The following is a 14,576-nucleotide window of genomic DNA, read 5'->3' on the forward strand; positions in this document are numbered from 1 at the left end:
AAAGATCGCGCACTACCCCTTTCGCAGCGTCTCCACATCGGTCTTCCCCACGTACCAATCGCGGGCGTTGACCTCTTCAAAAACTACCCAGACATCGTCGTTGCTCAGCCCGGTGGCGTCCATGATGGCCGCGGTGACCTTCTTGGCGATATCCGCCTTCTTGCCCGCCGGATCGGCGGCGATCACTTCCTTGACGATGCGGATGTTGACGAATGGCATTTCTTGTCCTCCCGGGGATGTTCGTGCTCACGACCCGCTTCGATGAAACCGTCGAACGGTCGCCAGTGTTCAACTCTCAGTATGTCTTGGCGCCGTTGACCATCAGCCGCACCATGTAGAGCGACGTGGTGCCGGCGATGTAGAGGCAATTCAGCTTGTTGCCGCCGAACACGCAATTGGCGGTGACTTCCGGCACCTTGACCTTGCCGATCAGCGTGCCGTCCGGATCGTAGCAATGGATGCCATCGGCGGCACTGGTCCAGATGCGGCCGTCCTCGTCGAGCCTGAAGCCGTCGAACAGGCCGGCGGTGCAGTCGGCGAAGACTTTTTCGCCGGAGACTTTCTTGCCGCCCTTGCCGACATTGAACACCCGCATATGCGCCGGATTCTGCGCGCCATGCGTGCGGCCGGTATCGACGACATAAAGCTTGCTCTCGTCCAGCGAGAAGGCGAGGCCGTTGGGCCTGACCATGTCGGTGATGACGGCTTCGACCTCGCCGGTGCCGGGATCGACCCGGTAGACGTGGCAGGCGCCGATTTCGCTCTCAGCCCTGTCGCCCTCATAATCCGTATCGATGCCGTAGCTTGGATCGGTGAACCAGATGGAACCGTCGGATTTCACCACCGCGTCGTTGGGCGAATTCAGCCGCTTGCCTTTCCATTTGGCCGCGATCGTGGTGACCGAGCCGTCGAACTCGGTGCGGCTGACGCGGCGGCCCGAATGCTCGCAGGTGATCAGCCGGCCCTGCCGGTCGACGGTGTTGCCGTTCGAGTTGCCGGACGGCTGCCGGAAGACGCTGACATTGCCGTCGGTCTCGTCATAACGCAGCATGCGATTGTTGGGGATGTCGGACCAGACGACATAGCGGCCGGCGGCGAACCAGGCCGGCCCCTCCGCCCATTGGCATCCGGTGAACAGCTTCTCGACCTGCGCGTTGCCGTTGAACAGGCGCGCGAAGCGCGGATCGAGAATTTCGTAATAGTCTGCGGCCGCCATGCTTTCCTCCCGGCATCAATGACAGGGATCAAGCCAGCCGGAGGGACAGAAGGCAATGTGGGTACGCACAGTGTCCCACAAAAGATCGCTTGCCGGCTCTGCGCATGGCGTTAGCGCCGCATTAACCGGCTATGCGTCCAGCGCAATGGTGCATTGCAACATCTTCTTTTTGCAATGCACCATTACTATGTCATGCTTCGTATCGATCAAGGGAGGAAGAAACCGCCGCCGAAATGCGGCGCCAAAAAGGAACCTTGCTATGATCCTCGACAGTCTCATGACCCGCGCTCGCAACAGCATTGCCAAGCGCAAGCACTACAACCGCCTTGTCGCCGAAATCGACAGCTTTTCCAGCCGCGATCTGGCCGACATGCGCGCCGACCGCTCGGAAATGCTCTACCAGATCCACAAGCAGATCTACGGCTGATCTCAAGCCCGATAAGACGCGCCGCCAAGGTGCGTTGAGATTCAGGTCAGGCCGAGTCGAAAACTGTGGTTTCCGAGAACCGGAGCGGAGCGTACTTTTGGTACGCGAGCACCGGAAGCGCAGGAAGCCGCTGTTTGCAGGCCGGCATCACCTGAATATCAATGCGCCGCCAGTGCCTTGTCGATCTGCGGCAACAGCAACGCCTGCACCGTCTCGGGCGTCAGCGGGCCGACATGTTTGTAGGCGATCTTGCCGTCCTTGCCGATGACGAAGGTTTCCGGCACGCCGTAGACGCCCCAGTCGATCGCCGCGCGGCCCGCTTCGTCGACCCCTATCGCCTGGAACGGATTGCCGAGATCGCCGAGGAACCGGCGTGCGTTTTCGGGCCGGTCCTTGTAGTTCAGCGCTGCCATGGTGAAACGCTTATCCTGCGACAACGCCAGAAGCACCGGGTGCTCTTCGCGGCATGGCGCGCACCACGACGCGAAGACGTTGACCAATGTGACCTTGCCGGCGAAGGTTTTCGAATCGAGCCCCGGCAGGTTTGAGCCCTCCAGCGCCGGCAGGCTGGTTTGCGGCGCAGGCAGGCCGATCAGGGCCGACGGCACTTCCGAAGCATCGCGCCCCGACAGCAGCTGCGACAGGAACAGTCCGGCCAGGCCGAGGAAGATCAGCAGCGGCAGAAGCACGAACAGGCGACGACTGGGCGGCGGCGTTTCCGTTTCGGTGCTCATGGCTTGGCGACCTTGTCGGAGCGACGCCTCACGCCGGACGCCTCCAGTTCGGCAAGCTCACGCTTGCGCGCCCGCTGGTCGAGCAGGATCCAGCCGATCAATCCGGCGAGCACCACGGCAGTGATGCCATAGGCGGTGGTCACGTAGAGTGCATGCGCACTCATGCGGCAGGCCCCGCTGTGGTGGGGCCTTCCAAGCCGATCATGTCGCCCAGTCTAGACATGCTTTTCCTTAGCCTCGCTCCGTCGGCTTCGCAATCGGTCGCCGAGCCGCAGTCATACGCTGCGTCAATCCGTGCCATGGCGCAGCGCCAGCGCCGCCGAGACCGGACCCAGCACGCCAAGAAACAGGGTCAGCGCGGCAAGAATGAGGAAGGGCTGCAGAAACGGGTCGGGATTGGCGGTCGCCCCATAGCTTGCCGAAACGCCGAAGATCAGCACCGGGATGGTCAGTGGCAGCACCAGCACCGAGATCAGCAGCCCGCCACGCGGCAGCGCCACCGCCACCGCCGCACCGGCGGCGCCGATGAACGTGATGGCCGGCGTGCCGACCAGCAGCGTCAGCGCCGTGGCGCCGATGCCGAGCGGCTCCATGTTCATGAACAGGCCGAGCAGGGGAGCCGCAATGACCAGCGGCAGCACGCTGCCCGCCCAATGCGCCAGGCATTTCACCAGCACCGTCAAGGCCAGCATGTGGCGATCGTTGCCGAGCACCAGGAGATCGAGCGAACCGTCCTCGCGATCGGCCTGGAACAACCGGTCGAGCCCGAGCAGGCAGGACAACAGCGCGCCGATCCACAGGATGGCCGGTCCGATGCGGGCCAGCAGCTTCAGGTCCGGCCCGACCCCGAACGGGATGGTGACGATGACGGCGAGGAAGAAGATGACCCCGGTCAGCGCTCCGCCGCCGGCACGGATGTTGAGGCGGATGTCGCGCAGGAAGAGCGCTAGCATGGTTTGAGATGCTTTCGCCCAGACACCATCAACCGGCTTCCCCCATCCTCAACTCCATCCCCTCGATCCCGAGCGGCAGATGCGTCGCCGCGACAATCATCCCGCCATCCGCGCAATGCCTCGCCATCAACCCCGCAAACCGCGCCACCGCCGCCTTGTCCAGCCCCGCCGTCGGCTCGTCCAGCAGCCACAATGGCCGGTGGCTGACCAAAAGCCTGGCGATCGCCGCGCGGCGCCGCTGCCCGGTCGATAGATAGCCGAACGGCAGGTGGCCGATGCCGCCGAGCCCGACCGTTTCCAGCGCCTCTTCGACGCCGAGCTGTCCGTCGCCATTGAAGTCTCGCCAAAAGCGCAAATTCTCCGCCACGCTGAGCGCCGGCTTCATTGCGTTCTGGTGGCCGAGATAGTGGCAGGCCGAGGCAACAGACGGGAACGCTTCGCCCCCGTCTTCAACCTTCATGACGCCCTCAATCCTCACGCTGCCTTCCGCCGCCGGCAGCAGCCCGGCGATGATCCGCAGCAAGGTCGACTTGCCCGATCCGTTCGGCCCGGTGACGATAAGCGCCTGACACTCCTCCAAGGCAAAGCCGATGCCGGAAAACACCGCGTCGCCGCCTCGCTCGCCGCCCAGATTTTCGGCGATCAGCCGCATTCCTCGCCTGCCCTGAAACCATGTGTCGCGGCCGCTGCCGCATCGCACAAAATTGCTTTCCAACTGTCTAGAACTATTCCAGAAAATTCTCTATATGCGGTGCATCCGTGCCAGCGGTCGGCACGGGAACAGAATTAGCGCCGAACCAGCGCACGCGCCGCCTTGAACGGCTCGGGTTGCTTGGGAACGGACAGCGGAAATGGCCGTACCCGCACCTTTGCGCGTGATTGCATGCCATCGGCGTCCGTTCCCTTTCAGGCTGAACAGACAAGGATCGCACGTGTCAAAATCCCTCGACAGTTTCAATTGCCGCCGCACGCTGACCGCAGGCGGCGCTGAATATGCCTATTTCGATCTCATCGAGGCCGAAAAGAACGGCCTTACCGGCATCTCGCAGCTGCCCTATTCGATGAAGGTGCTGCTGGAAAACCTGCTGCGCAACGAAGACGGCCGCTCCGTCACCAAGGAATCGATCCAGGCGGTGGCCGGCTGGCTGACCGATAAGGGCACCGCCGGCGTCGAGATCGCCTATCGCCCGGCCCGCGTGCTGATGCAGGATTTCACCGGCGTTCCGGCCGTGGTCGACCTTGCCGCAATGCGCGACGCCATGGCTTCGCTCGGCGGCGATCCGCAGAAGATCAATCCGCTGGTGCCGGTCGACCTCGTCATCGACCATTCCGTCATCGTCGACGAATTCGGCACGCCGATGGCCTTCGCCCGCAATGTCGAGCTGGAATATGAGCGCAACGAGGAGCGCTACAAATTCCTGAAATGGGGCCAGCAGGCGTTCCGCAACTTCCGCGTCGTGCCGCCTGGCACCGGCATCTGCCATCAGGTCAACCTCGAATATCTCGGCCAGGTGGTGTGGACCAACACCGAGGACGGCGAAACCACAGCCTATCCCGACACCTGCGTCGGCACCGATTCGCACACCACCATGATCAACGGCCTGGGCGTGCTCGGCTGGGGCGTCGGTGGCATCGAGGCCGAGGCGGCCATGCTCGGCCAGCCGGTCTCCATGCTGCTGCCGGAAGTCATCGGCTTCCGCCTCACCGGCAAGCTGAAAGAGGGCGTCACCGCCACCGACCTCGTGCTCACCGTCACCCAGATGCTGCGCAAGAAGGGGGTCGTCGGCAAGTTCGTCGAGTTCTTCGGCCCGGGCCTCTCCAACATGACGCTGGCCGACCGCGCCACCATCGGCAACATGGCCCCCGAATATGGCGCCACCTGCGGTTTCTTCCCGGTCGACTCGGAAACCATCCGCTATCTCACAATGTCCGGCCGCAGCGAGGACCGCATCGCGCTGGTCGAGGCCTACGCCAAGGCCCAGGGCCTGTGGCGTGAAACCGGCTCGGCCGACCCTGTCTTCACTGATCTGCTCGAGCTCGAACTTGGTTCCGTCGTGCCGTCGATGGCCGGCCCCAAGCGGCCTGAAGGCCGCGTCGCCCTGGAAGGCATTCCGGAAGGCTTCGCCAAGGCGATGGAGACCGAATACAAGAAGGCGGCCGAAATCTCCAAGCGCTATGCCGTCGAAGGCACCGACCATGATCTCGGTCACGGCGATGTCGTCATTGCCGCCATCACCTCCTGCACCAACACCTCGAACCCGAGCGTGCTGATCGGCGCCGGTCTTTTGGCCCGCAATGCCAACCGGCTCGGTTTGAAGCAGAAGCCGTGGGTGAAGACCTCGCTGGCTCCCGGCAGCCAGGTGGTCGCCGAATATCTGGAGAAATCCGGCCTGCAGAAGGAGCTCGACCAGATCGGCTTCAACCTGGTCGGCTTCGGCTGCACCACCTGTATCGGCAATTCCGGCCCGCTGCCGGCGCCGATCTCCAAAACCATCAACGACAAGGGCCTGATCGCCGCCGCGGTCCTGTCCGGCAATCGCAACTTCGAAGGCCGTGTCTCGCCTGACGTGCAGGCCAACTATCTGGCCTCGCCGCCGCTGGTCGTCGCGCATGCGCTGGCCGGAACTGTCACCAAGGACCTCACGACAGAGCCGCTCGGCGAGGACAAGAACGGCGAGCCGGTCTACCTCAAGGACATCTGGCCGAGCTCGGCCGAAATCCAGGAGTTCATCGAGAAGAACGTCACCCGCGAGCTGTTCGCCCGCAAATATGCCGACGTCTTCAAGGGCGACGAGTACTGGCAGAACGTCAAGGCGCCGGAAGGCCAGACCTATGCCTGGGACGACAACTCGACCTATGTGCAGAACCCGCCCTATTTCGCCGGCATGACATCAGGTTTCGGCAAGATCGGCGACATCAAGGGCGCCCGCGTGCTCGGCCTGTTCGGCGACAAGATCACCACCGATCACATCTCGCCGGCGGGTTCGATCAAGGCGGCCTCACCGGCCGGCAAATACCTCACCGACCACGGCGTCGGCGTCGCCGACTTCAACCAGTACGGCACACGGCGCGGCAATCACGAGGTGATGATGCGCGGCACCTTCGCCAACATCCGCATCCGCAACCACATGCTGGGCGAGAACGGCCGCGAGGGCGGCTACACCATCCACTACCCGTCGAAGGAAGAGGAATCGATCTACGACGCGGCGATGGAGTACAAAAGGGAAGGCGTGCCGCTGGTCGTCTTCGCCGGCATCGAATACGGCAACGGCTCGTCGCGCGACTGGGCGGCCAAGGGAACCAATCTGCTCGGTGTCCGCGCGGTCATCGCCCAGTCCTTCGAGCGCATCCATCGCTCGAACCTGGTCGGCATGGGCGTTATCCCCTTCGTCTTCGAGGAAGGCACCTCATGGGCATCGCTCAACCTCAAGGGAGACGAGCTGGTCGAGATCGACGGACTGAGCACCATCAAGCCCCGCCAGACGATGATCGCCAAAATCACCTATGGCGACGGCACGGTGAAGAACGTGCCGATCATCTGCCGCATCGATACGCTGGATGAGCTCGACTACTTCAAGAACGGCGGCATCCTGCAATACGTGCTGCGCGATCTGGCAGCTTAGTAAGGGAGTAGGGGAGTAAGGGAGTAGGGAAGGGAATACCTATTCCCCTATTCCCCTATTCCCCTATTCCCCTATTCCCCTATTCCCTTACTTTCGGCGCCCCGAACCGCGCCGCGGCGGCCAACAACACACCCAGCATCAGCCCGTTGAGGATGTGCCAGAGGAAGTGCGTGCCGAGCGGGAAGCCGCCGCAGACCAGCGGGTCGATCATCCGGCAGACGACGGACACCACGAAGATCGCCGACCCGGCCAGATTGTACCAGCCGGCGCGATTGCCGCTGGCGGCCACCAGCGCGCCGAAGAAGGCGAGCGCCAGGAACGGCGGCAGATAGCCCGTCGTGCCGTTCGACGCCTGGCGCAACCAGTCCGGCACGGCAACGGTTATCGCCCCGGCAATCACATAGAAGGCGATGAAGATGGCGATGGCTTTGCCCCATCGCATGCCGAGGAAGCGACGCAGATTGAACAGCGTGTAGGCCAGCGTGAAGCCGGCGATCGGCAGCACGTCGGCCCAGACCGTGCCCTTGGTGGCAAAAGTATGGAAGATCGTCGAGCCGATGCCGATCGCCACCACCCACCAGGCCAGCACCTCGGCGAAGGCGCCGGTGCCCAGCCTTCGCACCTCGCGCACGCCCCACAGGCCGGCGGCGATGAAGGCGAAGTTGGTCAGGGCGTTGACCGGTTCGGACCAGAATTCCGGGCCGGTCCGCTCGCAATAGAGGTCGACCGGCGCCAAAAACGTTTGCCACATCGCGATTGCCGCCCGAATCGGTTTCTATCCTGAAGCGCAGATCCTTCCTATTGCGCGGTTGCGGTCGGCTGCAACGGCAAAATTTCACCGCAACGTGACTTCCCGTTGGCTTCCGGTTCTGCCACATATTTCAGCAATCAAGATAAAGCCGGCATCACCGGCGGGAATCGGAATGGCCATGGCCTCGCGAAAATCATTGTGGCTGGCAGCTCTTGCGCTGGCCTTCTCGGCGTCTGCCGGCGCCGGGCATGCCGGCGAATCCGATCGCGCCCAGACCGACCGGGTCCAGATCGAAAAGCCATTGGGCGTGGTCGAGCTGTTCACCAGCCAGGGCTGCAGTTCCTGCCCGCCGGCCGATACTCTGTTCTCCGAACTTGCCGCCAAGGAAGACATCGTCGCGCTCGCCTATCACGTCGACTACTGGGACTATCTCGGCTGGCAGGACACGCTCGGCCGCAAGGAGAACACCGAGCGGCAATACGACTATATGCGCGCCTTCGGCAGCCGCTCCGTCTATACGCCGCAGGCCGTCATCAATGGCCGCGTCCATGTCAACGGCGCCAACCGCGGCGAGGTCGATGGTGCGCTCGCCCGCATGGCCAAGAGCGGCGAAGGCATGCGCGTCGCCGTCAAGGTCAGCCGCACCAGCGATCGCGTGATGATCGACGCCGGCGATGCCGGCAACGGCCCCAGCGACGCCCATGTCGTCATCGTCTATTTCGACCCGCCGCAGACGGTCAAAGTCGGCGAGGGCGAAAATACCGGCCGCAAGATGACCTACTGGAACGCCGTCACCGGCATCCAGACCGCCGGCATGTGGCATGGCAAGGCACAGCGCTACGAACTGCCGATGAGCGAGATTGCCAAAAAGGGCGGCTGCGCCGTGCTGCTGCAGTCGGTCGGCAAGGACGGCATGCCCGGTCCCATTCTCGGCGCCGCATTCATCCACAAGCCTTGAGATAGAGCGCTCAAACCCCTGCCGCGGTAGCGCGAAGGCTCACCTATCACCAGCCAATAAAAAACCGACGTCAGCTTGCTTCTGACGCCGGTCATTTAGGTTTTGGGATCGTCGCTCCCGGTTCTTCCGAGGAAGAGCCGAGGTTGGTTCGATCCGACGCAGACCCGTGGGCGGGGGGCTTGGGGTTTACGAGCCGGTGCCGGACCGAACCGTCTCAGGCAACGCCGGTAAATTCGTCGGACATTGGGGCATGAGCGCGGATAAAAAAAGGCAGAAATGTGGCGGAACATCACCAATTCCAACACGGCGTTTCATAAAAGTGACTGGACGTGACGGAAACGGCGCGGCGCGGGGCTCGGTTCGCCGGGCCTTGCAATTCAGTCGCGAACACGCCAACTTTGGTTGGCAAAGATTCATTTTGAAGGATCGAGGCATGACCGATGACAGTGGCGGGACGGGGGATGGGGACGCATCCGCAATAATCCCGCTGCACGAGGCGCGACGCGAACGTCTCGATCAGCCGGTGCGGTTCGATCGACGCGAGCTGGACCAGATCCTCAGGCTCTACGGACGCATGGTCGCCGCCAATGAATGGCGCGACTACGCCATCGATCATCTCGCCGACCGCGCTGTCTTTTCCGTCTTCCGCCGCACCAGCGAAGTGCCGCTGTTCCAGATCGTCAAGGATCCGAAACTGGCCCGCAAGCAGGGCGCCTTTGCCGTCATCGCCGCCGGCGGCCGCATCTTGAAACGCGGCCAGGAACTCGGCCGCGTGCTCGGTGTGTTCGACAGCAAGTTGAAGCTGGTCGAAGCCTGAGCAGGGAATTAGAGCAGGGGAATTGAAGAAATGGAGAATTGATGAGTTGAAGAAAAGGCCTCGGCGTCATCTGTTGCCGCCGCTTCTTTTTATTCTTCAGTTCTTCAATTCCGCAATTCTTCAGTTCCTTCTTCAGTCCGCTCTAAGGCGAAACTTCCGCTCTGGCAGCGAACTCGGATCGGGCGGCGTCGAGGCACCGCCATTCAGGGACAGTTGCATGAACACCGTGTCCAGCCAGCGGCCGTGCTTGTAGCCGGAACCTTCAAGGCGGCCCGAATGGCGAAAGCCGAGCTTTTCGTGCAGCCGCACCGAGGCGCTGTCGGGACGGCCATCGCCGATCACCGCGATGATCTGGCGAAAGCCCGCCGTCGTCACCGCCTCGATCAGGCTTTGCATCAGCTTGAGCCCGACGCCCTGGCCCTTGGCCTCGGGCGCGACATAGACCGAATCCTCGACAATGAAGCGATAGGCCGGGCGTGGCCGGAAGGCACCGGCATAGGCGTAGCCGAGAACCGCGCCGTCCTTCTCCGCCACCAGGTAGGGAAAGCCGCCGGCCATCAGGCTGTCGAATCGAACACCCATCTCCGCGCGGCTCGGCGGCTCCAACTCATAGCTCGCCGTGCCTTGGGCGACCGCGTCGGCGTAGATGCCCGTGATGCTGTCGAGGTCGGCCGCTGTCGCCGGTCGAATCGTAATAGTGCTCATAATTTATGCGTGCCATTTCTCTGCTCGCGATAACAGCAAAGCCCGGCACAAAAGAAAAGGGCGGCCGTTGGGCCGCCCTTTTGGAACTCGATGGTCCAGCATGCTGAACTAGCGACGGTCGCCCATGAACTGCAACAGGAACATGAACAGGTTGATGAAGTCGAGATAGAGCGTCAGCGCGCCCATGATCGCCTTGCGGCCGGCAACGTCCGAACTGTCGCCCTCGAAATACATCTCCTTGATCTTCTGCGTGTCATAGGCGGTGAGGCCCGCGAAGACCAGCACGCCGATCGCCGACACGGCAAACGACAGCGCCGACGACTGCAGGAAGATGTTGATCACCGACGCGATGATGATGCCGAACACGCCCATGATCAGGAACGAGCCCATCGCCGTCAGGTCGCGCTTGGTGGTGTAGCCGAACAGCGACAGCGCACCGAAGGCGGCGGCCGTGGCGAAGAAGGTCTGTGAAATGCTGGCCGTGGTGTAGACCAGGAAGATCGAAGACAGCGACAGGCCGACGAGACCGGCATAGACCCAGAACGTCGTCTGCGCCGCCGAAACGCTCATCGACTGGACGCGGAACGACAGGAACAGCACGGCGGCCAGCGGCGCCAGCATCACCACCCAGCGCAGCGGCGAGCCGAAGATCGCGTAGCCGAAGGACGTCAGCATCTCGCCGCTCGGCAGCGTCGCGACAGCCGAAGCCGGATCGGTGGTGGTGGCCAGCATGATCGTGCCGACAGCGGCAAGACCGGTGATGAGGAGGCCAAGCCCCATCAGATTGTAAACCTTGATCATGTAGGCGCGCAGGCCCTGATCGATGTCGGCACCGACGCCGACGCCGGGCACGGCGCGCGTCTGGTAGTTGCGAATGGGATCAGCCATTGTAGTCCTCTATTGCTTCTGCCCCGTCCGGTGTCAGGTCCTTCCGGACCCAGGCGCCGCTGGCAGGGCTCCAGCATGCCTGTGGCGAAATATGATGGTTATTCGCGTCAAGAACAAGACCGTAACCGGATGTAACGGTTCGTGAGAGGGCGAAGCGCCGTTTCCTCGGCTTTTCGGACGGCTTTCTTACCAAGATTTAATCCAGGATGTCCGTTCCGGGCCTGTCGTCACAGGTTGCGCAGCACCGGTGCTGCCTTGTGGCCGAGCACCCGCCAGGTGCCGGCGAGACCAATGCCGACCGTGATCACCAGCGAAAACAGAATGGTTGCCACCGCCACCTCCGGCATGAAATGCGACGGCAGAGTCATGATGCGCGCGACGACGAACCAGGCGGCTGCGCTGCCCGCCGCCAGCGCGAAAATGGCGGTGGCCAGCCCGATCAGCATATATTCGAGCGAGAAGGCCGATATCAGCGTCGTGCGTGTCGCGCCCAGCGTCTTCAACACCACCGCATCATGGATGCGCGCCCGGTTGCCGGCTGCAAGCGCGCCGGCCAGCACCAGCACCGAAGCGATCAGCGCCACGCCAGCGGCCGCCCGGATCGCCGTGCCGAGCTGCCCGACCAGCCGGTTGACGACGTCGAGCGCGTCCTTGACCCGGACCGTCGTCACCGCCGGGAAGGCGCGGGTGACGGCGTTGAGGATGCGGGCGTCGTCGGCCGTCGATGCACTCTTTTCGGTCAGCGTCGCCATCCAGCCATGCGGGGCGCCCGCGAATGTGTTGGGCGAGAAGACCATGACGAAATTGATACCCATCGTCTCCCATTCGACTTGGCGGAAACTGGCGATCCTGGCCGTGACATTGCGGCCCAGCACATTGACGGTGATGGTGTCGCCGAGCTTCAGCCCGATCTCCTTGCCTTCTTGCGCCGAAAACGAAACCAACGGTTCGCCGCTGTAATTTTCGGGCCACCAACTGCCCTCGGTCAGCGTCGCGTTCTCCGGCTGCCTGGTGTCATAGGTCAGGCCGCGATCCCCCCTCAGCACCCAGGCGCCTTCCGCCGGCACCTTCACCTTGTCGACGTCGACACCGTTCAGCGCCATCACCCGGCCGCGCAGCATCGGCACCTTGGCCAGCACGCCCTGCGGCGCCTCCTTGCCGATCAGCGCCGAGAAGGACGCGACATCGGCGCTCTGGATGTCGACGAAGAAGAAGTTCGGCGCCCGTTCCGGCAGGCTGCCCGAGATCTGTCGCCTGAGATTGCCGTCGATCAGCGCCAGCGTCACCAATAGCGTCAGCCCGAGCCCCAGGGACAGCACCACCGATGGCGTCAGGGCGCCTGGCCGATGGATGTTGCCGATGGCGAGCCTGAGCGCCACGAAGCGCACGCGCGGGCTTTTCCTGGCGGCCCATTGCACCAGTGCGCCGACCACGCGCAGCACCAGGAAGGCGAAGACGGTAGCGCCGACAAAGATCGAGGCGATGCGCTGGTCGCCCGAGAACAGAATGGCCAGCGCCGCAAGCAGCAGCGCGATGCCTATGGCCGCCGCGACATAGGCGGGGCGCGGCAAGCCGCGGCCTTCCAGCCCCATTTCGCGAAACAGCGCGGTTGCCGGCACGTCGCGGGCGCGGCCGAGCGGCAGCAGCGCGAAAGCCAACGTCACCAGCAGGCCGAACAGCGCCGCCATGCCGAGCGCGCCGGGATAGAAGCCGCCTTCGGCCGGCACCGGAATGACGGATTGCAAGGCCGCGCTCGCCGCGAAGGGCATTAGTGCGCCGAGCACAAGGCCCAGCACGATACCCAATCCGGCTATGATCAGGATCTGCACGAGATAGACGGCAAAGACGAAGCCGCCCGAAGCGCCCAGGCTCTTGAAGGTGGCGATGACGCCGCGCTTGCCGTCGAGATAGGCGCGCACCGCATTGGCGACGCCGACGCCGCCGACCACCAGCGCCGTCAGCCCGACCAGGGTCAGGAACTGTGAGAAGCGTTCGATGTTGGACGACAGCGCGGGCGCCGCGTTGCTGCGCGTGCGGATCGACCAGCCGGCTTCCGGAAAATCCGTGGCGGCCTGATCCTGGATGGCCTTGAGCCTCGTCTCGTCGGCGTCCGCCGGCAGCCGGATTTTGTAGGCATTCTCGACCAGGCTGCCCGGCTGGATCAGTCCAGTGGCCGCCAACCCTTCGGTCGAGATCATCAGCCTCGGCGCGAAGCCGAAACCGTCGGACACGGCGTCCGGTTCGGCGACCAGCTTGGCGCGCAGTTCGAAAGTGGCGGTGCCGAGCTTCAGCCGGTCGCCAAGCTTGACGTGCAACCGCTCGAACAGAAGATCGGGCGCTGCCGCACCGAAGACGCCGAACTCTTCGCCGAACAGTTCCTGTTTCGACAGCGCCGGCTCGGTCTCCAGCGTGCCATAGAGCGGATAGACATGGTCGACCGCCTTGGCCTCGACCAGCGCCTGGTCGGATCCGTCGGCCAGACGCGCCATCGAACGCATGCTGGCGGTCCGCGAAACCGTGCCGAGCCCGTCAAGGAAGCTGCGCTCCGCCTGACTGGCGTCACGCTGGTTGATCTGGAAGCGAAGATCGCCGCCAAGCAGCGTCTGGCCCTGATTGGCGACACCGGCGGTGATCGAACGCGCCACCGAGTTGACGCCGCCGATGGCCGCGACGCCGAGCGCGATGCAGGCGAGGAAGATCAGGAAACCGGACAGGCCGCCGCGCATCTCGCGCAGCGAGAAGCGGACAGCGAGCCTCAACGTCCGGGACAGCGGCATCAGGCCGTCACCTTGACAGGCGCCGGTGCCTCGATCCGGCCCGAGCGCATCGAAACCTGGCGCGAACAGCGTGCCGCGAGCGCCGGATCATGCGTGACCAGCACCAGCGTCATGCCGCGCTCGGCCGCCTTCGCAAACAAGAGGTCGGCGACCTGCCGCCCGGTCGCCTGGTCGAGATTGCCGGTCGGCTCGTCGGCGATCAGGATGCGCGGCGACGGCGCCAATGCGCGGGCGATCGCCACGCGCTGCTGCTCGCCGCCCGACAATTCGCCGGGATAGTGGGTGACGCGGTCGCTGAGGCCAACCGCCGCCAGCTCGCGCGCCGCCACCGCGAACGGATCGGAATGGCCGGCCAGTTCCAGCGGCACCGCGACATTTTCGAGCGCCGTCATGTTGGGAATGAGATGGAAGGACTGGAACACGATGCCAATGTTTCGGCCACGAAACGAAGCAATCTGGTCCTCGCTTTTGCCGTTGAGCAGCTCGCCGGCGATTCGGACCGTACCCGAATCGACCCTTTCCAGGCCTGCCAGGACCATCAGCAAGGTCGACTTGCCGGAACCCGAAGGTCCGACGATGCCGGTCGCCTCGCCGGTCGCCACATCGAGGCTCACCCCCTTCAGCACATGGACCGATGAAGCGCCCTCGCCAAGGGTCAGGGACACATCTTTCAGCGCGATGACGGCTTCTGTCAAAATGAAATCGTCCTATATCTGGGAATGAAGGC

15 protein-coding genes are annotated in these 14,576 nt (G+C 63.7%); 4 read left to right on the forward strand and 11 right to left on the reverse strand.

The window, feature by feature from the left end; translation table 11 throughout:
- Positions 1 to 12: 12 nt before the first annotated feature.
- Positions 13 to 219 carry a tautomerase family protein gene (locus LB519_RS05410; protein WP_013528835.1) on the reverse strand — a complete coding sequence of 69 codons (207 nt, stop codon included), beginning with the start codon at positions 217 to 219 and terminating at the stop codon, positions 13 to 15.
- A gap of 76 nt (positions 220 to 295) precedes the next feature.
- A complete protein-coding gene (locus LB519_RS05415; protein ID WP_013528834.1) occupies positions 296 to 1,216 on the reverse strand; it encodes an SMP-30/gluconolactonase/LRE family protein in 921 nt (306 codons plus the stop codon).
- A 259-nt stretch (positions 1,217 to 1,475) separates the two neighbouring features.
- On the opposite strand from LB519_RS05415, the gene LB519_RS05420 reads away from it, so the two are divergent.
- Positions 1,476 to 1,643 carry a hypothetical protein gene (locus LB519_RS05420; protein ID WP_013528833.1) on the forward strand — a complete coding sequence of 56 codons (168 nt, stop codon included), beginning with the start codon at positions 1,476 to 1,478 and terminating at the stop codon, positions 1,641 to 1,643.
- 158 nt (positions 1,644 to 1,801) lie between these two features.
- Here LB519_RS05420 and LB519_RS05425 read toward each other — a convergent pair whose 3' ends face one another.
- From LB519_RS05425 to ccmA, 4 genes are all read right to left on the reverse strand, one after another.
- On the reverse strand, positions 1,802 to 2,377 hold the full coding sequence (locus tag LB519_RS05425; RefSeq protein WP_063169543.1) for a DsbE family thiol:disulfide interchange protein: 576 nt from the start codon (positions 2,375 to 2,377) through the stop codon (positions 1,802 to 1,804).
- Positions 2,374 to 2,541 (reverse strand): heme exporter protein CcmD, encoded by a 168-nt coding sequence (gene ccmD, locus LB519_RS05430; RefSeq protein WP_224618954.1) that lies wholly within the window; start codon positions 2,539 to 2,541, stop codon positions 2,374 to 2,376. The genes LB519_RS05425 and ccmD overlap by 4 nt, the downstream gene beginning before the upstream one ends.
- Before the next feature lie 123 nt (positions 2,542 to 2,664).
- The gene (gene ccmB / locus LB519_RS05435; RefSeq protein WP_024504965.1) at positions 2,665 to 3,330 is read right to left on the reverse strand and encodes a heme exporter protein CcmB; all 666 of its coding nucleotides are present in this window, start codon (positions 3,328 to 3,330) and stop codon (positions 2,665 to 2,667) included.
- 28 nt (positions 3,331 to 3,358) lie between these two features.
- Complete coding sequence (gene ccmA, locus LB519_RS05440) at positions 3,359 to 3,982, reverse strand: heme ABC exporter ATP-binding protein CcmA (protein WP_224618955.1); 624 nt, start codon at positions 3,980 to 3,982, stop codon at positions 3,359 to 3,361.
- A 280-nt stretch (positions 3,983 to 4,262) separates the two neighbouring features.
- On the opposite strand from ccmA, the gene acnA reads away from it, so the two are divergent.
- Positions 4,263 to 6,953, forward strand: a complete 2,691-nt coding sequence (gene acnA / locus LB519_RS05445) for an aconitate hydratase AcnA (protein WP_224618956.1) — start codon at positions 4,263 to 4,265, stop codon at positions 6,951 to 6,953.
- 79 nt (positions 6,954 to 7,032) lie between these two features.
- On the opposite strand, the gene LB519_RS05450 is transcribed toward acnA, so the two are convergent.
- The gene (locus LB519_RS05450; RefSeq protein ID WP_024504962.1) at positions 7,033 to 7,704 is read right to left on the reverse strand and encodes a ceramidase domain-containing protein; all 672 of its coding nucleotides are present in this window, start codon (positions 7,702 to 7,704) and stop codon (positions 7,033 to 7,035) included.
- A gap of 172 nt (positions 7,705 to 7,876) precedes the next feature.
- Here LB519_RS05450 and LB519_RS05455 point away from each other — a divergent pair, with 172 nt between their 5' ends.
- Positions 7,877 to 8,662 carry a DUF1223 domain-containing protein gene (locus LB519_RS05455; RefSeq protein ID WP_013528826.1) on the forward strand — a complete coding sequence of 262 codons (786 nt, stop codon included), beginning with the start codon at positions 7,877 to 7,879 and terminating at the stop codon, positions 8,660 to 8,662.
- A 433-nt stretch (positions 8,663 to 9,095) separates the two neighbouring features.
- Complete coding sequence (locus LB519_RS05460) at positions 9,096 to 9,479, forward strand: DUF2794 domain-containing protein (RefSeq protein WP_013528825.1); 384 nt, start codon at positions 9,096 to 9,098, stop codon at positions 9,477 to 9,479.
- 132 nt (positions 9,480 to 9,611) lie between these two features.
- Here LB519_RS05460 and LB519_RS05465 read toward each other — a convergent pair whose 3' ends face one another.
- From LB519_RS05465 to LB519_RS05480, 4 genes are all read right to left on the reverse strand, one after another.
- Positions 9,612 to 10,184: a GNAT family N-acetyltransferase gene (locus LB519_RS05465; RefSeq protein ID WP_127369191.1), complete on the reverse strand. Its 573-nt coding sequence runs from the start codon at positions 10,182 to 10,184 to the stop codon at positions 9,612 to 9,614.
- A 108-nt stretch (positions 10,185 to 10,292) separates the two neighbouring features.
- Positions 10,293 to 11,072, reverse strand: coding sequence for a Bax inhibitor-1/YccA family protein (locus LB519_RS05470; RefSeq protein ID WP_013528823.1), 780 nt, complete (start codon positions 11,070 to 11,072; stop codon positions 10,293 to 10,295).
- A 227-nt stretch (positions 11,073 to 11,299) separates the two neighbouring features.
- The gene (locus LB519_RS05475; protein WP_224618957.1) at positions 11,300 to 13,849 is read right to left on the reverse strand and encodes an ABC transporter permease; all 2,550 of its coding nucleotides are present in this window, start codon (positions 13,847 to 13,849) and stop codon (positions 11,300 to 11,302) included.
- A complete protein-coding gene (locus LB519_RS05480; protein WP_024504015.1) occupies positions 13,849 to 14,544 on the reverse strand; it encodes an ABC transporter ATP-binding protein in 696 nt (231 codons plus the stop codon). The genes LB519_RS05475 and LB519_RS05480 overlap by 1 nt, the downstream gene beginning before the upstream one ends.
- Positions 14,545 to 14,576: the final 32 nt, after the last annotated feature.

Origin of the sequence: Mesorhizobium sp. AD1-1, from assembly GCF_020164655.1 — a bacterium.
GTDB classification, from domain to species: Bacteria; Pseudomonadota; Alphaproteobacteria; order Rhizobiales; family Rhizobiaceae; genus Mesorhizobium; species Mesorhizobium ciceri.